Here is a 20,805-nt window from a genome sequence, read left to right on the forward strand (position 1 = left end):
GGGCGGCGGCGCCCGGTTGTGCGGGTGGAGCGAAACTATCGGATCGCCCGGTCACTTCCCAGGGTTGTGACGGTGACGCGACGAGATCGGCACGGGTCCGGTCGGAGGGTGTCGCGATCGGGGAGGCGCGGGGGAGGCGGGGGGAGGCGGGGGGAGGCGGGACGGCGTCGGCGAGGGGCGGAAGGGAAGCGGGGGAGCGACGGGGGAGCGACGGTGGCGGGTCGGGGTCGGGGTCGGGGTCGGGGTGTGCCGCGAGGGGAGGCGGAGGCCGACTCGGGGTAGACCCGGGAAGAGCCGGGAAAGGGTACGGCGAGGGTGTCGGGCGAGGGCCGGAGCGCGGAGCGGGCGAAAAACCGGACGTCTGCGGATGATCCGGGCGCGAAGTGGAGGAGATCGCGACCGGTTTCTGACGTGTGCGGGGCAAGCCGGAGATGTGGATCGATTCGACCCTCGAACGAGTGGTCAGGGCGTAGTAGAGTCGCGCAGACCCGTGGCCGGGAGCCCCCTCCGTATCCCTCCTTACCGTCCCCGCCGTGCCCCACCCCTCCCGGCGCGCCACCGCTTCCACGACCCCCACCCTCCCCGTCCGCGCCTGGCACTTCCCGACCGAGGACTCCATGCGTCTGCGCAGCAGCTCGATCCGCGCGAAGATCATCGCGCTGCTCCTGGTGCCCATCGTCGCGCTCACCGCCCTGTGGGTGTACGCGACCATCGCCACCACCGGGGACGTCTGGAACCAGTTGAGGATCAGCCGTACGTACAAGGAGTTCGCGGGCCCGGTCGACCAGTACGCCACCGACCTGCAGAACGAGCGCCGTGCCGCCGTCCAGCGCCTGGCCGACCCGCGCTCGCCCGTGGCCAGGGACGCCTACGAGCACGCCAAGACCGTCACCGACCACAGCCTCGCCGTGCTGCGGCAGATGAAGGACGGCTCGGCCGCCAAGCTCTCCACCTCCCAGCGCGGCCGCTTCGTGCAGATCATCGCTGCCGCCGACCAGATCGGCCCGCTGCGGTCCCAGGTCGGCCGGACCGCGCTGAACTGGGAGTTCGCGCTGGGCCAGTACAGCGACCTGGTCAAGCCGGTGTTCGGCTTCCGGTCCGCCTACGTCGCCCGGCAGACCGGCCAACTTCCGCGCCAGGGAACCATCCTGATCGAGCTGGCGCGCGCCCGCGAGTACCTGTCGCAGGAGGACGCGGCCATGGAGGGCCTGCGCTCGGGCGCCGCCAAGCCCACCGCCGAGCAGTACCAGGTCGCGCTGGACGCCCTGCACAACCAGCAGGCGCTGTACACCGTCTACGTCGCCGAGCTCGAACCCGCCGACCAGTCCGACTACATCGCGCTGCGCAGCGGTGAGGCCTGGGGCGCGCTGGCCCGCGCCGAGGCGGACTTCGTCGGCGCCGGCGGCCCCGACCGGGTCGTCCAGGCGCTCAACGGCGACTCCTGGCGGGAGACCGCCGACCGGGCGCTCGGCGACCTCGCCTCGATCAACAGCCGGATCGCCGCCGGGCTCGACGACCGCACGCGGTCCGCGGCGATCGGGATGCTCTGGCGCGGCGGCATCGCCGGTGCGATCGGCCTGGTCGCGGTCGTGCTGTCGATCCTGATCTCGTTCCGGATCGGGCGTGGCCTGGCCCGCGAGCTGATCGGCCTGCGCAACGCGGCCAACGAGCTGGCCGGCTCCCGGCTGCCCTCCGTCATGCTGCGGCTGCGCCGCGGCGAGCCGGTGGACGTGGCCACCGAGGCGCCCGAACTGCACTTCGGTGACGCCGAGATCGGCCAGGTCGGCCAGGCCTTCAACGCGGTCCAGCGGGCCGCCGTCGAGGCCGCCGTCGAACAGGCCGAACTGCGGCGCGGCGTCTCGGCCGTGTTCGTCAACCTGGCCCGGCGCAGCCAGGTGCTGCTGCACCGTCAGCTCACCCTGCTCGACACCATGGAGCGCCGCACCGAGGACCCGACGGAGCTGGCGGACCTCTTCAAGGTCGACCACCTCACCACCCGCATGCGCCGGCACGCCGAGGGTCTGATCATCCTCGCGGGCGGCTCGCCCGGGCGCGCCTGGCGCAAGCCGGTCCGGATGGTGGACGTGGTCCGGGCGGCGGTCGGCGAGGTCGAGGACTACGCCCGGGTGGCCGTCCGACCGTTCCCCGGCACCGGCCTGCTCGGCAGCGCCGTCGCGGACGTCACCCACCTGATCGCCGAGCTCGTCGAGAACGCCGCGGTGTTCTCCCCGCCGACCACCCAGGTCACCGTCCAGGGTGAGGTGGTGGCGCACGGCTTCGCGCTGGAGATCGACGACCGCGGGCTCGGGCTGAGCGAGCAACTGCTCGCCGAGATCAACGAACGCCTCTCCGTGGAGCAGGAGTTCGACCTCGCCGACACCGACCGGCTGGGCCTGTTCGTGGTCAGCCGGCTGGCCCGGCGGCACGGCATCCGGGTGCACCTGCGGCCGTCCCCGTACGGCGGGACGACGGCGGTGGTGCTGATTCCGCGCGAGCTGCTGGCGGAGGCACCGGACGGGCTGCCGGAGCCGACCGCGGCCGGCCGCCGGCCGGTGGGCTCCGACCGGCGCGGGCAGCGGGACCTGGTCGCGGTGCCGGGGACGGGAGCGGGAGCGGGTGTCCGGGGCGGCGTCGGGTCCGTGGCGTCGGTCGGATCCTCGTCCGGAGGGCCGTCCCTGTCCTCCTCCGGTTCCTCGTCCGTAGCCGGCGACGGAGTCGGCGGCCGGCACCGGGGGACGGGCGGGCCCCGGCCCTCCGTGCCCGAGGTGGGGCGCACGGCGGGCGGTCTGCCGCGTCGGGCCTCGCGGACCAAGGGCGGGCCGGTCCTGGTCCCCGCGCCCGGCGCGGACGCCGGGGAGACGCCGGGGACGGGGCGGCACCGGCGGGAGGACGTGGTGCTGGCCGCAGCCGCGGAGGCCTTCGAGGCCGCGGCGGCCACCGGGTCCGGTGCGGCCGCTGAGACCACCGCGACCGCAGCTGAGACCGCCGCGACCGCCGAGGCCACTGCTGCGACCGTCGAGGCCGCCGAGGCGCCACCGGTGGCCGCCGCGCCCCGGACGGCGGGCGGACTGCCGCGCCGGGTCCGGCAGGCGAACCTGGCGCCGCAGCTCAGGGAGCAGCGCGCGGACCAGCTGAAGGAACGATTCCGCAGCGCGGGCGGCCCGGAAGGGCCGGACCGGGGCGCGGGCACCGACCCGGACGCCCGGGAGGTGCGGGAGCGCTCGCCCGAGGAGGCCCGGGCGACCTTCACCTCGTTCCAGCGCGGCTACACCCGGGGACGCGGTGCCACCACTCCGGCGGACCGCACCGGCGCCGTCGAGGGCCGTGACGGATCGACGAAGGGGCGCGACGGCAAGCCGGAGGCCCGCGAGGGCGCGCCGCGCGGTCGCGTCACCGTCGTCCCGGTCTGGCAGCCGCCGGACATGTCCCGCCGGGCGATCGCCCCGGCACCCGCCCCGGCGGCGTTGCCCGCGCCCTCGGACACCGGACGGGCACCGCTCGCGCGCCGGCAGCAGCCCGGTCCGCCGGTCCGCCGCACACCGGGCCCCGGATCACCAGTACCGTCAGCATCACCCGTCGTACCCGCACCACCCACACGACCGGAACCACCCGTACGACCCGCATCACCTGCACCACCCGCTCCAGCGGAAGGAACTGATTCATGACCACTTCGACGCAGCCGTCCGGGGACCTCACCTGGCTCCTGGACGACCTCGTGGGGCGCGTCGCGGCCCTGCGGCACGCGGTGATCCTCTCCAGCGACGGCCTGGCCACCGGCGCCTCCCGCGACCTCGACCGCGAGGACGCCGAGCACCTGGCTGCCGTCGCGGCCGGGTTCCACAGCCTGGCCAAGGGGGCCGGCGCGCACTTCAAGGTCGGCGGCGTCCGGCAGACCATGATCGAGCTGGACGAGGCGTTCCTGTTCATCACGGCCGCCGGTGACGGCAGCTGCCTGGCCGTGCTGAGCGACGCCGAGGCCGACATCGGCCAGATCGCCTACGAGATGGCCCTGCTGGTCAAGCGGGTCGGCGAGCACATGGCCGCCGAGCCGCGCACCGAAATCGCCCCGCCGGGGAGATGAGCGGTCCGATGGCGGATCCCAAGGCGGACGTGCCGGACGGCCCGGAGGTGCCGGTGGGCACGGACGGGCCGGCCGGTGCGACCGCGCCTGCCGATGCGAACGCGTCGACAGAGACCGGCGCGCCGGCCGGCGTGGCCGCGTCCCAGGGCGCGGACGGTCCCGCGGACGCCCCGGCGGCCGGTCCCGCGGGCGCGCCTGCGGACGCTCGGGTGGACCCGGAGTCGGTGGGCACGGAGCCGGTGGACCCGGACGGGCCTGACGTCGACCTGTTCCGGCCCCGCACCCCGGTCGACGACCGCTGGTTCGACGACGAGGCCGGTCCGGTGGTGCGCCTCTACTCGATGACCCGAGGCCGCACCCGGCCGGTCGAGGAGGGTCTGTTCGACCTGATCTCGCTGGTCACCGCCGTCGAGCCCGGGCCGGACGCGGGGGCCGTGCCCGCGCACGTCCTCGACCCGGAGCACCAGACGCTGCTGTCCCTGTGCCGCAGCGAGCCGCTCTCCGTCGCCGAACTCGGCTCCTTCACCGACCTGCCGGTCAGCGTGGTGCGGGTGCTGCTCGGCGACCTCTACGACGCCGACCTGATCAGCGTCACCCGACCCGTTCCGCTCGCCGAGCTGCCGGACGAGCGCCTGCTGCGAGACGTGATCAATGGACTCCGTGCGCTCTGACCACCACCTCCGCCCGGACGGTGCCTCGTCCCACCCGGCGAACGCCAACGACCCGCAGTGGCGCGGCGGTCCGGCAGTCGCGGTGAAGATCCTGGTCGCGGGCGGTTTCGGTGCGGGCAAGACCACCCTGGTCGGCTCGGTCAGCGAGATCCGACCGCTGCGCACCGAGGAGGAGCTCAGCGAGCTGGGCCGCCCGGTGGACGACACCTCGGGCGTGGAGGCGAAACGCACCACCACGGTCGCAATGGACTTCGGCCGGATCGACCTGCGGACCGGCCTCGCGCTCTACCTGTTCGGCACGCCCGGGCAGGACCGGTTCTGGTTCGTCTGGGACGAGTTGGCGCGCGGCGCGCTCGGCGCCGTGGTGATCGCCGACACCCGGCGGCTGGCCGACTGCTTCCCGTCGGTCGACTTCTTCGAGCAGCGCGGCATGCCGTTCGTGGTCGCGGTGAACTGCTTCGAGGGCACCGAGCGGTTCTCCCCGGACGAGGTGCGGGACGCACTCGACCTCGACCCGGGCATCCCGGTCCTGCTCTGCGACGCGCGGCTGCGGGAGGACGGCAAGGACCTGCTCGTCGCCCTCGTCGAGCACGCCGCGGCGCGACGCCACCGCGCCCCCGCCCGGGCCTGACGGGGCGTCCGCCCGGGCGCCCGGCCTCGCGGGATCTCCGGGTTTCCCCGCGCCCCGCCGGGGCCTGAGGGAGTCTCGGGTGAGGGCTGCGGCGGTGTCCCGCCCGGACCGCCGTCTCATCCGGCCGTCCGCATCCCGGACGATCGGTGGGCGGAAGGTTGCCTAGACCGGCCCGGCCGTGGAAGGCTCTGTGGACGAGGGCCGCCCGGCCGTGCCGTCGGGGGAGCCGGAAACGCTCCGTTCACACGGGCGTTGCCGACCGGCGGACGGCCTTCGACGATCCGGCGGGCACCGCCGGCGCGTGCCGACGACGGCGCGACGCCACACGCAGAACGAGGGGGAGGGCAGCAGATGACCGTCGGCCGACGACTCGCCGTCACCACCGTGCCCGGACCCCTCGCACCCGGCTCCGCCCGCTCGGGCGCCGCCGTTCCGGTGCTCACCGTCCGCCGCTACATCGACCACGCGCTGGTCTGTAGCGCGTGTTGTCGCTGACCGGCCCGTCCCGTCCCGGTACGTCCCCGGCGCTCCCGGCCCACCGGCCGCCGCCCGACGCACCGCAGATCCCGTCGACCAGGCCGTAGCGGACCGCCGTCCGGCGTGCTGCGGCCGACCAACCGGACCCGCCCAGCGGAGAGAACACCAGTGAACATCGTCTGCCTCAGACCTTCCCCCGCCGTCGTCGGCCGTACTCGAACGACCGTTGCGTCCCCCGGGGCGTGCGCGGGTGACGGCCGGACCGGACGGTGGAACGGGCGCGCGGGCCGCGCCGTGGACAGCCGGCGGGGCCGCCACGACCTCGAACCGTTCTGGCCGTCCCGGCAGCCGCACCTGTTCGATCAGACGTGTCCGGGCTCGCCCAGCGCGTCCCGGCCCTCCGCCCGCTGACCCGGTTCCGTCCGGTCCAGCCCCGGTAATACGCCCGGTCGACGCGCAGACGACCCACCCCGTCCGTCACGCGCGAAATGAGCGGCACACCATGTCTTCTTCCTCCACGGCCACCCTGCCCCTGCCCACCGCGACCCCGCACCTGCGCGCGGTCCGCTCGGTGCCGTCCGTCCCCACCGTTGCGCCCGTCCCCGCCGCCGTGCCCGGTGCCCCCGGCCCGGCCGGGGTCGCGGGCCCCTCCGTCCGGTCGTCCGTCGGCCCGTCCGTCGCCCCGGCTTCGGTGGCCGACCGGTGGCCCGGAGCGGCCGTCCGTCCGCCGCACGCCGGACCGGCCCGCCCGGTGGTCGCCCCGGCCGCCGCGGCGGCCCCCGCGCCGCAGCCGGGTGCGGTCGCCCCGCCGGCCCCGCTCGCGCTGCTCGCCGCGCTGCCGGAAGGGGCGGCCGTCGTCGCCGCCCTGCCGCAGGGCGTGCTGCCGCAGGGGCTGCTCGCCCAGTACGGCACGCAGTTCGGTGCGAACGGGAGCCCGCTGGTCGGGTACCTGGTGCTGGTGCCCGCCGAGAGCTCGGCGGCGGGGGACCCGGGCCTGCCCGGTGTGCCCGTCACCCCGACCCCGCCCGGGTCCGGCGTCCAGGCCCAGGCGGGTGTCCGCCCGGTGCGTCCCGCGGGCCGCGGAATCAGCGTCGATACCGAGCGGCGCAACGCCTACGTCGACGGGCGGCTGCTCGACCTCACCTACCTGGAGTTCGAGCTGCTGGCCCACCTCACCGAGCACCCGCAGCGGGTGCACACCCGGGATCACCTGGTCTCCGCGGTCTGGGGTTACGGCCACGTCGGGGACGGCCGGACGGTCGACGTGCACGTGGCCCGGCTGCGCCGCAAGCTCGGATCCGTCTACCGCGACACGATCGTGACGGTCCGCCGGGTCGGCTACAAGTACACCCCGGCCGTCGTCTGATCGCTGCCGCCGACTCCAGTGGCCGGTCGCCCGTGCCCCCTGAAGGGGCGGGCGGCCGGTCGCTGTGCATTGTGTGACGAGTGACGAGTCGTCAGGCCCGCTGGCCGGGTGGCAGCAGAAGTACGGAGAGGGCGTCGGCGCAGGTGCGGGCGTGGCCCAGGAACCAGTCCAGCCGGTCGTCGGTGAGGTGCGCCGGGGTCGAGCGGACCGCGAGCGCGAAGCGGGCCTGCCCGGCGCCGTCCAGGACGGGGATGGCCACCGTCCGCACCCCGTCGGCTGACTCGCCGTCGTTGAGGGCGTACCCGGCCACCCGGACCCTCGCCAACTCCTCTTCCAGGACGGCTGGTTCGGTGATCGTCCGGTCGGTGAAGGGGCGTAGCGGGCCGAGTGCCGAGGTCGCCGCCCGGCCCGGGCGCGGCCAGGCCAGCAGGACCTTGCCGAGCGCCGTGGAGTGCAGCGGGCGGCGCAGGCCCAGCCCGGTGTCGGGGCGGACCGATCCGCCGACCAGGATCACCGCGTGCGGGCCGCTGCGGATCGCGAGGTCCGCCGTCGCCTTGGTGCGCCGGGAGAGCAGCTCCAGCTCGGGCGCGGCCAGGTGCAGTCCGCGCTGGTGGAAGGTGAGTTGGCCGAGTTCGGCGACGGCCGGGCCGAGCCGGTAGCGGGCGTTCTGCCCGTCCTGCTCCAGGAACCCGGCGCTGACCAGCGTGCGGGCCAGCCGGTGCGCGGTGGAGACCGAGAGGCCCATCCGGCGGGCCAGGTCGGAGGCGCTCAGGTCGGGGCCGTTGTCGTGGAAGCAGTGCAGCAACCCCAGCGCGCGCTGGACCGCCTGCGCACCGGCCGGCGGATTCTGGACGGCGGTGGCGGCCTCGGCCATGACACCTCGCGTTTCGGTTCGGTTCCGGTCGGACCGCCGGAGGGAGTCTCAGCGTAGGGCAGCCGGTGCTGCGGGAATGTGTCGATGACGTTGCAATGGAATGGCATTGATGAACAACTGATCCCACCATGTGGCGAGGGCTTGATTCCGGATCGACGGCCGTGGAACGCTCCTCGCAACGCGCCGAACGGCACCAAGGACCGGGCGGCGCGGATGGCCCGACTCGCGGGAAGGAGCAGTGCCGTGACGTTCCGCCGGTGTCTCCCCTCCCGTGCGTGTTGTCGCTGATCCGCTGACCGGCTGATCTGTCGACCCGGTGATCCTCTGACCGGCTGATCCGCTGACCGGTTGATCTGCTGGCCGGTTGATCGGCCGACTCTGCGTCGCGCGACCACCGTTCCCGCGGTGCGCGATCCTTCCGCCTCCCGGCGGCGCGCTCGCCGGGGGCGTGCCCGGATCCGCTCCCTTTCGACGGCCGTCGGAGTCTGCCGATCGCTTCCGTTCGCTTCCGTTCGCTGCCGTGCCTGCCGTGCCTGCCTCGCTCTCCTCGCCTCCATGACCTTCGTAGAGGACCAAGCCCCGTGTCCAGTCGTTCCACCGGCCCCTCCACCGGGCCCTCCACCCTTCCCGACACCCTGTGGTTCACCCGCTGCCCGGTGCCCACCGCGACCGGGATCGCCGCCGACCGGGGGTGGCTCGCCTGTGAGTTCGCCGCCGACGGGATCGCCGTCCGCTCGCTCCAGGACGCCCCGCCCGAGGAGGCCGCCGACCACCACTACACGCACGCGCTCACCGGCCTCTTCCGGGAGGGCGGCAACGTGCCCGCGCTGTGGGCCCGTTCACGGGGTGCGGCGACCCGGCTGATCGGCCTCACCTGGATCGAGGAGCGCCAGGTGGTCCTGGTCCGGGCCGGCAGCGGCATCACCGGGCCCGGACAGTTGCGCGGGCTGCGGCTGGCTCTCCCACATCATGGAATAGGCATCGACTTCTGGCGGGCCATGGCCCTGGCCGGCTTCCGCGGCGCCCTCGCGCTCGCCGGACTCACCCTCGACGACGCCGTACCCGTCGACGTCCCGGCCGTGCCCGGCGGTGGACAGTGGTCGGCCGAACTGGCCGCGCTGCGGGACGGCACGGTCGACGCGGTGTACGTGAAGGGGGCGCTCGCCGTCGAGGCGGCCCGCCGGATCGGCGCGGAGGTGGCCGTGGAGTTGGATGCGGCGCCGGACCGTCGGGCCAGGGGCAACAACGGGACGCCCCGGCCGGTCACCGTCCACCAGCGTCTGCTCGACGAACACCCCGAGCTGGTCGCTCGCTTCCTCGCCGTCCTGCTGGAGGCCGCCGACTGGGCGGCCGAGCGGCCGGCGGAGGTGGCCCGGATCCTCCGGGCCGAGACCGGGGCCGGCGCCGAGGGCGTCGCGGGGGCCTACGCGGCGGGCAGCCACCGCACCCTGCACCTGGACCTGTCGGCGGAACGGCTGGAGCTGTTGGCACTGCAGGAACGCTTCCTGCGGGAACGGGGCTTCCTCGTCGCGCCGGTGGACGTCCAGGCGTGGGCGGACCCGGAACCGCTGCGCGCGGCCCGTGAGCTGCTCGACCGGCGGCGGCGGGCGGGCGTGGCGGCGGGCCTCCGCGGTCCCCTCGACGTCCCCGCCCGCGCCGCCGGCCTTCAGTGAACGGCCCTCAGTGAACGGCTTTCAGTGAACGGCTTTCAGTGAACCGCCCTCGGCGAACGACTTTCAGATGTCGACTTTCAGCTTTCAGATAACAGCTTTCAGATAACAGATTTCGAAAGTTGTCAGTTGTCATCCGGTACCCCATTGGAGATCCCCGTGAAGACCCACCGCCTGGCCCTCGCCGCCACCGCGCTGCTCGCCTCCACCACCCTGGCCGCCTGCGGCTCGTCCGCCGGCGGCACCGAGGCCTCCGCCGGTGGAGGGGCCGACGGCAAGGCCGATGTGGTGCTCCGCCTGCCCGACCCGGGGAACAACGGGTTCCTCGCCCTGGGCAAGAAGGACGGCTCGCTGGACCGGGCCCTGGCCGCCGTCCACGCCAAGGTCGCCTGGACCGGCAGCGCCGGTCCCTTCGCTCCTGCCGCCCAGGCCCTCTCCGCCGACCAACTGGACGTCGCCCAGGGCTCGATCACCTCGGCCGTGGCCGCGCTCGCCCAGAAGCCCGGCTTCAAGCTGTTCGCCCAGACCGCGCCCGACGGCGTCGGCGAGGGGATCCTGGTGAAGAACGGCTCGCCCGTCGCGTCCGTCCGGGACCTGGTGGGCCGGAAGGTCGCCGTCTCCCAGGGCGGAACCAGTGAGTACCTGCTGCTCAAGGCGTTGGCCGAGAACGGCGTCCCCGCGGACAAGGTGGAGCGGGTCTACCTGCGGGCCGACCAGACCTCCGGCGTGTTCAACTCCGGCCAGGTGGACGCCTGGGCGACCTGGAACACCTTCTCGACGCCCGCCGTCGCGAACGCCGGCGCGCACTTCCTGGTCAACGGCCGGGAGGTGGGCTCCGACAACTACGCCGTCTGGGCCGTGCGCAACGGCTTCGCCGACAAGCACCCCGGGGTGGTCAGGGCCTTCTACGCCTACCTGCGCGAGAACGGCCGGAAGGAGAAGGCCGATCCGGCCGCCTACCTCAACGTCTTCACCGACTCCGGCCCCACCGCCGTCACCCCCGCGGAGAAGGACGTCGCGGTGAACGTCGGCAAGCAGAGCGCCCCGGCCGGCGCCATCTCCGACGCGGACACCGTCCGCTTCGGCACGGTCGCCCGGTTCTTCGCCGAGCAGAAGGTTACCAAGCAACTCGTGGACGTCAAGCCGTACCTGATCGACATCGACACGCTCGGGGACGGTGCCAAGTGACCACCGCAGCATCGGACGTGGCCGCCGGCCGCGCAGGCGGACCCGAGGCCGGGCCCGCAACCGGGTCCCCAGCCTCGCCCGCAACCGGGTCCCCAGCCTCGCCCGCAGCCGGACCCGCATCCGGCGGTGCGCCGGGAAACGTGCCCGGCGACACCCGGGCCGCACTGGACGCCGGCCTGGTCGCCCCGCGCGGCAGACGGCACCGGCCCCGCCCGCGGGCGCTCGCCGTCACCCTGCGCACGCTCGGTCCGCTGGCCCTGCTCGGAGGCTGGGCACTCGCCTCCGCCACCGGCGCGCTGACCCAGGACGTGCTCGCCTCGCCGGCCCAGGTCGCGGAAGCGGTGGGGGAGTTGTGGAGCAACGGCCAGTTGGCCGACGCCCTGGCGGTCTCCCTCACCCGGGCCGGACTCGGCCTGCTCTTCGGGGCGTCCGCCGGTCTGGTGCTCGGGGTGATCACCGGATTCACCCGACTCGGAGAGGAGTTGCTCGACTCAGCCGTCCAAGTCCTGCGCACCGTACCGTTTCTGGCGCTCGTCCCGTTGTTCATGGTGTGGTTCGGCATCACCGAGACCGCGAAGGTCGCCCTGATCGCCGTCGCCACCAGCTTTCCGATGTACGTGTCCGCCTCCGGTGGGGTCCGCAGTACGGATCGCAAACTGGTCGAGGCGATGCGCAGTTTCGGCCTCGGCCGCTGGGCGATCGTCCGGACGGTCGTGCTGCCCGGCGCGCTGCCGTCCCTGCTCTCCGGGCTGCGCCTGTCCATGACGCTCAGCGTGATCGCCCTGATCGCCGCAGAGGAGATCAACTCCACCGAGGGGATCGGGTACTTGATGGCCCAGGCCCAGAACTACTCCCGCACCGACGTCCTCGCCGTCTGCATCCTGGTCTACGGGGTGCTCGGCCTCACCGCGGACGGCATCGTCCGGGTCCTGGAGCGGGTGCTGATGCCGTGGCGCCAGGCCGTCCAGGGGGCAGCCCGATGACCGTGACCGCAGCCCGTACGACGTCCGCCGCCACGGCCGACGGCGCACCCGTCTCCACGGCCGACGGCGCACCCGTCTCCACGGCCGACGGCGCACCCGTCTCCACAGCCGCCGCCACGCCCGACGGCGCACCCGCAGGCGGCGCGTCCGGGGAGGCCGTCCCGGCGGTCCATCTGCGCGGCCTGCGCCGGGTGTTCGGCACCCGGGCGGTCCTCGACGGAGTCGACCTCTCCATCGCCCGCGGCGAGTTCGTCGCACTTCTGGGCGCCAGCGGCACCGGGAAGACCACGCTGCTGCGCATCCTCGGCGCGCTCGACCAGGCCGACGAGGGCACGGTGCTCGTCCCTCCGGCCCGTACGGTGGTGTTCCAGGAGCCCCGACTCGTCCCGTCCAAGCGGGTGTTGGCCAACGTCACGGTCGGTCTGCCGCGCGGCGCCGAGACCCGGGGCACCGGGCTGAAGGCGCTCGCAGAGGTCGGTCTGGACGGGCACGCCGACGCCTGGCCGGCCACCCTCTCGGGCGGCGAGGCGCAGCGCGTCGCGCTCGCCAGGGCGCTCGTCCGTGAGCCCCGACTCCTGCTGCTGGACGAGCCGTTCGCCGCCCTGGACGCGCTCACCCGGCTGCGCATGCAGGACCTCGTCGGCGACCTGGTCCGCCGCCACCGCCCGGCCGTGCTCCTGGTCACCCATGACGTGGACGAGGCCGTCCGGCTCGCCGACCGTGTCGTGGTCCTGCGCGACGGTCTGGTGGCCCGGGACGAGGCGGTGGCCGTCGACCGCCCGCGCGACCCCGCCGACCCGGCCTTCGCCGAACTGCGCCGACGGCTGCTGGCCGACCTCGGCGTCCACTGACCACCCGACCTCCCCGCTCCCGTCACCCGACCTCCCCGCTCCCGTCACCCGACCTCCCCGCTCCCGTCGACCTCCCCGGCCGAACCGAGCCCGTACCACCGGAGTTGAACAGATGACCGTCACCCTCGGCGTCCACGCAAGCAACCCCTCGCTCTACTACCTCGCCCGGCTCCCCTACCTGGACGAGGAACTGGCGCCGCTCGGCGAGACCGGTGCCTTCCACCACTACGCCGACGGCACCCGCACCGGCGCACTGCTCGCCGACGGCACCATCGACTTCGGAGGCACCGGCTCCACCCCGCCGATCACCGCACAGGCGGCCGGCCACGACCTGGTCTACGCGGCGGTGTCCGCGCCGCGCCCGGACCACGGTGCCCTGCTGGTGTCGGCCGCGGGCCCGGTCCGGACGGTCGCGGACCTCAGGGGCGGCACCGTCGTCCTCGGCGTCGGCTCCTGGCAGACCCACCTGCTCGCCAAGGCCCTGCACGGGCAGGGGCTGACGTACGGCGGGGACGTCACCGCGGTGCGCCCGGCGGCGGGTGAGGACCAGGCCCGGAGGTTGCGCGAGGGCGAGATCGCCGGCTGGATCGCGCAGGGTGCCGAACTCGCCGCCGCCCGGCGCAGCGGGGACCTCCGCGAGCTGATCCGCACCGGTGACGTCATCACCGACCGCTCGGTGTTCTTCACCCGGCGCGAGTTCGCGACCGGGCGTCCCGAGGTGGTCGCCGCGATCACAGGCGCGCTGCGCCGCGCGGACGCCTGGGCGGCCGCGCACCCGGCCGAGGCCGCCGCGATCGCGGCCGGGGAACTGGGCGGCACGGTCGCCGACTGGCGGACGGCGCTGGCCGCACTGCCGTGGCGACTGGAGCCCGCCACCGCCGGGTTCGTCGCCGAGCAGCAGGAGGCCGCGGATATCTTCCGCACGGTGGGCTTCATCGACCGCGCGCTGACCGTAGCCGACGCCCACCTGCCCGCCCTGGAGGCCCCGGTGGCCGCCGCGCTCGCGAAGGCGGTCTGACGCGTGCCCTCCGAAGTCCTCTGGTACATCATCCCGCGCGAGGGTCACTACCCCTGGGAGCCGGCCGGCCGCCGCCCGGTGGACCTGCGTTACCTGCAGCAACTCGCCGACAGTGTGGAGCGGTTGGGCTACACGGGTGCCCTGCTGGCGACCGACCTCCACGACGTCTGGACGCTCGGCAGCGCGCTCGCGGCGGCCACCACCCCGGCCTTCAAGCCGCTGCTGGCCGTTCACCCCGGGCTGATCTCGCCCACCCTGCTGGCCAAGATGGCGCTCAGCTTCGACCGGCTGCACGGCGGCCGGCTGCGCTTCAACGTGGTCAACGGCTCGACCGCGCAGCTGCGCGAGTACGGCCTGGACGTCGAGCACGACGACCGGTACCGGCTCAGCGGTGAGTACTGGTCGATCGTCAAGCGCCTCACGGCCGGTGAGGTCTTCGACCACAAGGGCGAGTTCTACGACCTGAAGAACGCCGGCGCGAGCCTGCGCGAGCTGATCCCGGAGCAGCCCGGTGGCATCCCGCTCTGGTTCGGCGGCAGTTCGGCGGCCGGGATCGAGATGGCCGCCGAGCACGTGGACGTGTACCTGACCTGGGGCGAGCCGCCGCACCTGCTGAAGGAGAGGCTGGACCTCGTGCGCGAGCGTGCCGCCGCGCACGGCCGGACCCTGCGGATCGGGCTGCGGCTGCACCTGATCGTGCGGGACACCGAGGACGAGGCCTGGGCGGCGGCCGACCGGCTGCTGAACGTCACGAGCGAGGCGACGTACGCGCGCCGACTGGGCGACGCGACGGGGGAGGACGGGGTCGGCTGGCAGCGGCAGTTCCGCCAGCACGGTGGCAGGGTGCCGGCCCGGGCGCGGGAGCTGGAGGCCCACCCCAACCTGTGGCCGGGGATGAGCCTGTTCCGGCCCGGTCCCGGAACGGCGGTGGTGGGCTCGACCGCCCAGGTGATCGAGCGGCTGCAGGAGTTCGAGGCGCTGGGCGTCGACACCTTCATCCTCTCGGGGAACCCGCTGCTGGAGGAGGCCCACCGGGTTGCAGAAACGGTTCTGCCCGGCTTGGGCATCGGCCGGAGCTGATGGGTCGACGGATGTCGGCCGACAGCTGACGGATCACAGCCGACAGCCGACAGCCGACAGCTGACAGCTGACAGACGACAGATGACAGACGACAGATGACAGCTGACAGATTTCGAAATCTGTCAGCTGTCATCTGTCACGTCGACACAGCCTGGTGAATCAGCAGCTCACCGGCTCAGTCGGTCGATCTCCGCCAGCTGCTCCGCCGTCAGCGGCCCGCCGGCCAGTGCGTCGAGGTTCTGGTCCAGCTGGGCCACACTGCTCGCACCGATGATCACCGACACCACCCGCGGGTCCCGGAGTACCCAGCTCAGCGCCAGCTGCGCCAGCGTCTGCCCGCGCTCCTCGGCGATCTTGTTCAGTGCCCGCAGCTGCTCCAGCTTCGGCCCGGTGAGCGCCTCCTCGGTCAGGAACTTCCCGACCGACATCCGGGAGCCCGCCGGCACGTCGCCGGAGAGGTAGCGGTCCGTCAACAGTCCCTGGGCGAGCGGCGAGTAGGCGATCAGGCTGGTCTGGGTGTCGCCCACCGCGTCCAGCACGCCGGCCTCCTCGACGTGCCGGTCGAGGATCGAGTACGCCGACTGGTTCATCAGCACCGGCGTCCCCAGCTCGCGCAGGATCCCCACCGCCTCCCGGTGCTGCTCCGCCGGGTAGTTGGAGATCGCGGCGTACAGCGCCCGGCCCGAGCGCACCGCGGTGTCCAGCGCCCCCATCGTCTCCTCGACCGGGGTGTCCGGGTCGTAGCGGTGCGAGTAGAAGACGTCGACGTAGTCCAGCCCCATCCGGTCGAGCGACTGGTCGAGGCTCGCCAGCAGGTACTTGCGGCTGCCGCCGTCGCCGTACGGGCCGGGCCACATGTCCCAGCCGGCCTTGGTGGCGATGAACAGCTCGTCCCGGTACGGCCGGAAGTCCTGGGCGAACAGGTAGCCGAAGTTGCGCTCGGCGCTGCCGTACGGGGGGCCGTAGTTGTTCGCCAGGTCGAAGTGCGTGACGCCCCGGTCGAAGGCGCGGCGCAGCACCGCCCGCTGCACCTCCAGCGGCTGGGCGTCACCGAAGTTGTGCCAGAGCCCGAGCGAGACGGCGGGCAGCTGGACGCCACTGCGGCCGGCCTTCCGGTAGGTCATCGAGGCATAGCGGTCATCCGCGGCGAGGTAGCTCATGCCGGACATCCTGCCAGTCGGCACCGGCGGATCAAGCCCTTGCCCCGTTCCTTGGCCGGTGCCTACGCTTGCGGAGGATCGTGTGTGTGCGGGGTGGGGGGAGGCGTGATGGCAGTCCGGGGCGTGTCCGCCGGGTCCGCCGTGCCCGTTGCTCCCGGCTCGCCCGCGGTGCAGTCGGGGCTGCCGGCGCAGTCCGGGCCACCGACACGTGCCGTCCGTGTATCGCACGCCGTGCCCGTGGCGCACGCCGTGCCCGTGGCGCGCGCCGTACCCCGCTGTTGTTGTCGCCCCCGCAGCAGCACCCGGCGCTGACGCCACGCCCGAGCGGTCCGCGGGCCCCGGGTTCCCGGTCCCGACCCCCGTCAGCGATTCCGTCGGTGCCGCCCGTGCGAGCGCAGCCCGGCCACCGCCTCACGCCCCTGCGCTCCGCGCGGCTCACCGGCCTCCTCCCCGCGAGCCCCGGGCCCTCCGGCCCGCCCCGAGCGCCCCAAGGAGATCACCGTGCGGTTCACCGTGTCGTCCCTCGTCGCCAACGCCCCCGACCCCGTCACCGGGGTCCGGCGCACCCCGCAGCAGAAGCTGCGCAACGTGATCGACCAGGCGGTCCTCGCCGAGCAGCTCGGCTACGACGGCTACGGAGTGGGGGAGCGACATGGCGAGCCCTTCCTCTCCCCGGCGCCGCCCGTCCTGCTGAGCGCCGTCGCCGCCCGCACCTCCACCATCCGGCTGTTCACCACGGTGACGGTGCTCAGCATCCTCGACCCGGTCCGGGTCGCCGAGGACTACGCCATGCTCGACCAACTCTCGGGCGGCCGCGTCGAATTGATCATCGGCAAGGGCAACGACCCGCGCCACTTCGGCCTGTTCGGCCTCCCCGAGGAGCGTCAGTGGCAGGCACTGGCGGAGAACTACGAACTCCTGCGCCGCCTCTGGCGCGAGGAGAAGGTGACCTGGAAGGGCTCGACCCGCCCGCCGCTCGACGATGCCACCGTGTCACCCCGCCCGCTGCAGAACCCGATCCCGGTCTGGCACGGCAGCGCGACCAGCCGGCAGTCCACCGACCTCGCGGCCCGTCACGGCGACCCGCTCTTCTCCGCGAACTCCTTCCACCCGCTGGAGAAGTACCGTTCGCTGGTCGAGCACTACCGCGAGCGCTGGGCGCACTACGGGCACGATCCGGAGCGGGCCCGGGTCGGCGCGGGCTTCGGCGGACTGTACGTCGCCAAGCGCTCGCAGGACGCCGTCGAGGGCTACCGCCCCTACTGGAACGCCCTGTTCGTCTCGGCAGCCGGTCGTCACAACAACTCCCCGTTCGGCTCGCTGGAGGACGCGCTGGACCGCGGATCGGCGCTGGTCGGCAGCCCGCAGCAGGTGATCGAGAAGATCCACCGCTACCACGAGGCCTTCGGCAACGAGGTGGTCGGTATCGGCGTGGACGCGCTCACCGAGGGGGCGCAGCGCGAGCAACTGGAGCTGTTCGCGGGTGAGGTGGCTCCCGTGATCCGGCGCGAACTCCGGTGACGGCCGGTCAGTCGCCCGCCCGCGCAGCGCGCCGTGCACCCCCTACACGGTGTGACGCCGACAACCGTGCGTGACGTGACGCGCGCCACCGATCGCGCCGGAATGCCGCTCGGCGGCGCGGGGGATGACGAACCGTCGAGGGGCCGTGGCCGCCGGGGGGCGGCGCACGGCCCTCAGTCGGCCGGGCGACCGTCGAACGCCCCGGCCCCCGGCCCAGCTGACCGCCTGCTCACCTGCCCGCCTGCTCACCTGCCTAACTGCTCCCGGGCTCGTGTCCGCGTCGGCCGCCAGGCGCGTCTCAAGGCAACGGGATCCGGAAGACCACTGGCCTTCTGTACCTACTGGTATGTACAGTGATCTGCATGAGCACCCAGGACCGCCTCATCGAGAGCACCCAGGCCCTCCTCTGGGAACGCGGCTACGTCGGCACCAGCCCCAAGGCCATCCAGCAGCGCTCCGGGGTCGGCCAGGGCAGCATGTACCACCACTTCGCCGGCAAGCCCGACCTCGCAGCCGCCGCCCTGCGCCGCAGCGCCGAGCAGATGCGGGGCATCGCCGAGGCCGACCTCGCCGCCCCGGGCAGCGCCTACGACCGCATCGCCGCGTACCTGCTCCGCGACCGTGACGTCCTGCGCGGCTGCCGGATCGGCCGGATGGCCCAGGACCCGGACGTGGTCGCCGACCCCCAGCTGCGCGCCCCCGTCGAGGAGACCTTCGACTGGCTGCGCGGCCGGATCGCCGAACTGGTCGCCGAAGGCCGGGCCGACGGCGAGTTCGCCCCCGGCCTCGACCCGGACGACACCGCCGCCGCCGTGGTCGCCGTCGTCCAGGGCGGCTACGTCCTCGCCCGCGCCGCCGACAGCACCGAGCCCTTCGAACGCGCCGTCCGTGGCGCCCTCGGCCTGCTCGCGGCACACCGGGCGGCCTGACGAACAGGACGGACCGGACGCGCAGGTCGGACCGGACGCGCAGGTCGGCCAGGCCGTGGGTGCGGACCGCACCGGACCCCACCCACGGCCCCCGCCGCCGGCACAGCCCGACGCCGCCCGGCACAGCCCGACGCCGCCCAGCACAGCCCGGCACAGCCCCACCGATCCCGAGGAGCCCCGCCGTGCACGCCATGCAGTACGAGATCACCCTCCCCGCCGACTACGACATGGGCATCATCCGCAAGCGCGTCGCCGACAAGGGCCACCTGCTCGACGCCCACCCGGGCCTCGGCCTCAAGGCGTACCTGATCAGGGAGCACGGCCACCAGGGTTCGCCGGTCAACCAGTACGCGCCGTTCTACCTCTGGCGCACCGCCGAAGGCATGAACGGCTTCCTCTGGGGCCCGGGCTTCCGGAGCCTGAGCGCCGACTTCGGCCGTCCCGTCGTCCGCCACTGGCTCGGAGCGGGCCTCGTCGGCGGCACCGTGACCGGAACGGCGGGGACCGCCCCGACCACCGCCACCCGCCACACCGTACGGCTGCCGGAGACCGCCGATCCGGCCGAGGCCGTCGAGCGGGCGCTCGCCGAACTCCCCGTGCACCCGGCCCTGCACACCGCCGCCGTGGCCGTCGATCCGAGCCGGTGGGAACTGCTCACCATCGCCCTCTGGCACGGCCGGGCACCGGAGGAGGCGGCCGGCACCCGCTACCGGGTGCTCCACCTCTCCCGCCCCGAACTCGACCGGCTGCCGGCCGGCCGCCACTGGTGAAAGGACCAGCCGTCCCGATGACCTCCTCCCCGCCGCCCGACCTCACCCCGGCCCCGCTCGACCGCGAAACCGGGTACGCCCTGCTCGGCGACCTCGCAGGCCCGGCCGCCGCGACCGCCCTCGGCGGCCTGGACGCCCTCGCCCCCGGGTTCCCGGACTGGATCGTCACCAGCCTCTTCGGCGGCACCTACCAGCGCCCCGGCCTCGCCCTGCGCGACCGCCAGATCGCCAACCTGGCCGCCCTCACCGCCCTCGGCGGCGTGGAACCGCAGCTCGCCGACCACGTCCGCTACAGCCTGCGGATCGGGATGACCAGGGAGGAGATCACCGAGGTCATGGTGCACCTCGCCCCGTACGTCGGCGTCCCCAAGGCCCTGGCCGGTCTGCGCGTCGCGACCGCCACCATCGCCGATGCCACCGCAGCGACCGCAGCCACCGCCACCGGCGTCACCGAGGAGCAGGCATGAGCCGCACCATCCGCACCGTCCTCGGCGACCTCGACCCCGCCGAACTGGGCGTCACCGACTCCCACGACCACCTCTTCATCCGCAGCCCGCTGCTCCCCGGGCAGGAGCTGGACGACCCGGCCGCCGCCGAGGACGTCCTGCGCGCCTACGCGGCCGCGGGCGGCAGCGCCCTCGTCCAGTGGACCCCGTTCGGGATGGGCCGGGGCGCGGACTCCCTGGCCGCCCTCTCCCGCGCGACCGGCGTCCACGTCGTCGCCGCCACCGGCACGCACCAGGCGGTGCACTACGGACCGGGCACCGATCCCGCCCCCGACGACCTCGCCGAACGCTTCGTCACCGAGCTCACCACGGGTCTGCCGGGAACGGCGCACCTGCCGGGTGCCACGGGCCTGCCGGGTGCCCACGGCACACCCCGGGCCGTACGGGCCGGGCTGATCAAGGTCGCGGACGACGCGGGCCGCACCACCCCGCACACCCGCCGGACGATGGCCGCGGCCGCCGAGGCGCACCACGCCACCGGTGCCCCGATCGCGGTCCACCTCGAACCCGACGGCGATCCGTACGAGGTCCTGGGCCGGCTCAGCGGCCGCAACGGCGTCCGGCCGGACCGGATCATCCTCGGGCACCTCACCCGCTTCCCCGACCGCTCCGTGTACCGCGGCCTCGCCGCCGAGGGCGTCCGCCTCGCGCTGGACAGCCCCTCCCGGGCCGGTCACCCGGCCGACCTCCAGGCCTTCGAGGTCATCGCCGACCTGGTCGAAGCGGGCCATGCCACCCAGGTACTCCTGGGCGCCGACACCACCACGCGCACCGCCCGGCAGGCCGGCGGCCCGACCCGGCTGCTCACCGACCTCGCCCCGCGACTGGCCCGGGCCTTCGGCCCCGAGCTGCCCGAACTCCTCCTCACCACCAACCCGGCGGCCGCCTTCGCCGCGGACTGGCGCTCCCCGTGAGCCCCGAAGGTCCGGCCTCCGCGCGGGCCGCGTCCACCCGAAGCGCCACCGCCTGAAGCGCCACCGCCCGAACCGATCCCGCTCCTGTGGCCGACTGCTCCCACCCGGGTTTGAA

General features: G+C 74.0%; 19 protein-coding genes. 17 read left to right on the forward strand and 2 right to left on the reverse strand.

The window, feature by feature from the left end; all coding sequences use genetic code 11:
- Window positions 1-533: 533 nt before the first annotated feature.
- From ACFV0O_RS12650 to ACFV0O_RS12675, 6 genes are all read left to right on the forward strand, one after another.
- Window positions 534-3,665, forward strand: a complete 3,132-nt coding sequence (locus tag ACFV0O_RS12650) for a nitrate- and nitrite sensing domain-containing protein (RefSeq protein WP_380340141.1) — start codon at window positions 534-536, stop codon at window positions 3,663-3,665.
- A complete protein-coding gene (locus tag ACFV0O_RS12655; RefSeq protein WP_360250324.1) occupies window positions 3,662-4,081 on the forward strand; it encodes a roadblock/LC7 domain-containing protein in 420 nt (139 codons plus the stop codon). The genes ACFV0O_RS12650 and ACFV0O_RS12655 overlap by 4 nt, the downstream gene beginning before the upstream one ends.
- Window positions 4,082-4,422: 341 nt before the next feature.
- A complete protein-coding gene (locus tag ACFV0O_RS12660; RefSeq protein ID WP_380340292.1) occupies window positions 4,423-4,752 on the forward strand; it encodes a DUF742 domain-containing protein in 330 nt (109 codons plus the stop codon).
- A complete protein-coding gene (locus ACFV0O_RS12665; RefSeq protein WP_380340144.1) occupies window positions 4,733-5,383 on the forward strand; it encodes an ATP/GTP-binding protein in 651 nt (216 codons plus the stop codon). The genes ACFV0O_RS12660 and ACFV0O_RS12665 overlap by 20 nt, the downstream gene beginning before the upstream one ends.
- A gap of 351 nt (window positions 5,384-5,734) precedes the next feature.
- The gene (locus ACFV0O_RS12670) at window positions 5,735-5,878 is read left to right on the forward strand and encodes a hypothetical protein (RefSeq protein ID WP_380340146.1); all 144 of its coding nucleotides are present in this window, start codon (window positions 5,735-5,737) and stop codon (window positions 5,876-5,878) included.
- 673 nt (window positions 5,879-6,551) lie between these two features.
- The gene (locus ACFV0O_RS12675) at window positions 6,552-7,226 is read left to right on the forward strand and encodes a winged helix-turn-helix domain-containing protein (protein ID WP_380340295.1); all 675 of its coding nucleotides are present in this window, start codon (window positions 6,552-6,554) and stop codon (window positions 7,224-7,226) included.
- A 91-nt stretch (window positions 7,227-7,317) separates the two neighbouring features.
- Here ACFV0O_RS12675 and ACFV0O_RS12680 read toward each other — a convergent pair whose 3' ends face one another.
- Entirely contained in the window at window positions 7,318-8,100 is a 783-nt protein-coding gene (locus tag ACFV0O_RS12680) for an IclR family transcriptional regulator (RefSeq protein ID WP_380340149.1), read from the reverse strand.
- Window positions 8,101-8,681: 581 nt separating this feature from the next.
- Between ACFV0O_RS12680 and ACFV0O_RS12685 the strand changes: the two genes are divergently transcribed.
- From ACFV0O_RS12685 to ACFV0O_RS12710, 6 genes are all read left to right on the forward strand, one after another.
- The gene (locus ACFV0O_RS12685) at window positions 8,682-9,773 is read left to right on the forward strand and encodes an ABC transporter substrate-binding protein (protein WP_380340152.1); all 1,092 of its coding nucleotides are present in this window, start codon (window positions 8,682-8,684) and stop codon (window positions 9,771-9,773) included.
- Window positions 9,774-9,929: 156 nt separating this feature from the next.
- Window positions 9,930-10,958: an NrtA/SsuA/CpmA family ABC transporter substrate-binding protein gene (locus ACFV0O_RS12690; protein ID WP_380340155.1), complete on the forward strand. Its 1,029-nt coding sequence runs from the start codon at window positions 9,930-9,932 to the stop codon at window positions 10,956-10,958.
- A 140-nt stretch (window positions 10,959-11,098) separates the two neighbouring features.
- Window positions 11,099-11,941: an ABC transporter permease gene (locus tag ACFV0O_RS12695; RefSeq protein ID WP_380340158.1), complete on the forward strand. Its 843-nt coding sequence runs from the start codon at window positions 11,099-11,101 to the stop codon at window positions 11,939-11,941.
- Entirely contained in the window at window positions 11,938-12,792 is an 855-nt protein-coding gene (locus ACFV0O_RS12700) for an ABC transporter ATP-binding protein (protein WP_380340160.1), read from the forward strand. Before ACFV0O_RS12695 ends, ACFV0O_RS12700 begins: the two co-directional genes overlap by 4 nt.
- A gap of 112 nt (window positions 12,793-12,904) precedes the next feature.
- Complete coding sequence (locus tag ACFV0O_RS12705) at window positions 12,905-13,810, forward strand: ABC transporter substrate-binding protein (protein WP_380340163.1); 906 nt, start codon at window positions 12,905-12,907, stop codon at window positions 13,808-13,810.
- A gap of 3 nt (window positions 13,811-13,813) precedes the next feature.
- Entirely contained in the window at window positions 13,814-14,890 is a 1,077-nt protein-coding gene (locus tag ACFV0O_RS12710) for an LLM class flavin-dependent oxidoreductase (protein ID WP_380340166.1), read from the forward strand.
- A gap of 167 nt (window positions 14,891-15,057) precedes the next feature.
- Here the strand turns inward: ACFV0O_RS12710 and ACFV0O_RS12715 are convergent, their stop codons facing one another.
- A complete protein-coding gene (locus ACFV0O_RS12715; RefSeq protein ID WP_380340169.1) occupies window positions 15,058-16,050 on the reverse strand; it encodes an aldo/keto reductase in 993 nt (330 codons plus the stop codon).
- Between the two features lie 501 nt (window positions 16,051-16,551).
- Here ACFV0O_RS12715 and ACFV0O_RS12720 point away from each other — a divergent pair.
- From ACFV0O_RS12720 to ACFV0O_RS12740, 5 genes are all read left to right on the forward strand, one after another.
- Window positions 16,552-17,571: an LLM class flavin-dependent oxidoreductase gene (locus tag ACFV0O_RS12720; RefSeq protein WP_380340171.1), complete on the forward strand. Its 1,020-nt coding sequence runs from the start codon at window positions 16,552-16,554 to the stop codon at window positions 17,569-17,571.
- A gap of 362 nt (window positions 17,572-17,933) precedes the next feature.
- On the forward strand, window positions 17,934-18,500 hold the full coding sequence (locus tag ACFV0O_RS12725; protein WP_380340174.1) for a TetR/AcrR family transcriptional regulator: 567 nt from the start codon (window positions 17,934-17,936) through the stop codon (window positions 18,498-18,500).
- A gap of 182 nt (window positions 18,501-18,682) precedes the next feature.
- The gene (locus ACFV0O_RS12730) at window positions 18,683-19,270 is read left to right on the forward strand and encodes a DUF4865 family protein (RefSeq protein WP_380340176.1); all 588 of its coding nucleotides are present in this window, start codon (window positions 18,683-18,685) and stop codon (window positions 19,268-19,270) included.
- Between the two features lie 17 nt (window positions 19,271-19,287).
- Complete coding sequence (locus ACFV0O_RS12735) at window positions 19,288-19,737, forward strand: carboxymuconolactone decarboxylase family protein (protein ID WP_380340179.1); 450 nt, start codon at window positions 19,288-19,290, stop codon at window positions 19,735-19,737.
- The gene (locus ACFV0O_RS12740; RefSeq protein WP_380340182.1) at window positions 19,734-20,690 is read left to right on the forward strand and encodes a phosphotriesterase; all 957 of its coding nucleotides are present in this window, start codon (window positions 19,734-19,736) and stop codon (window positions 20,688-20,690) included. Before ACFV0O_RS12735 ends, ACFV0O_RS12740 begins: the two co-directional genes overlap by 4 nt.
- Window positions 20,691-20,805 lie beyond the last annotated feature (115 nt).

The organism is Kitasatospora sp. NPDC059577, assembly GCF_042735475.1.
Taxonomy (GTDB): domain Bacteria; phylum Actinomycetota; class Actinomycetes; order Streptomycetales; family Streptomycetaceae; genus Kitasatospora.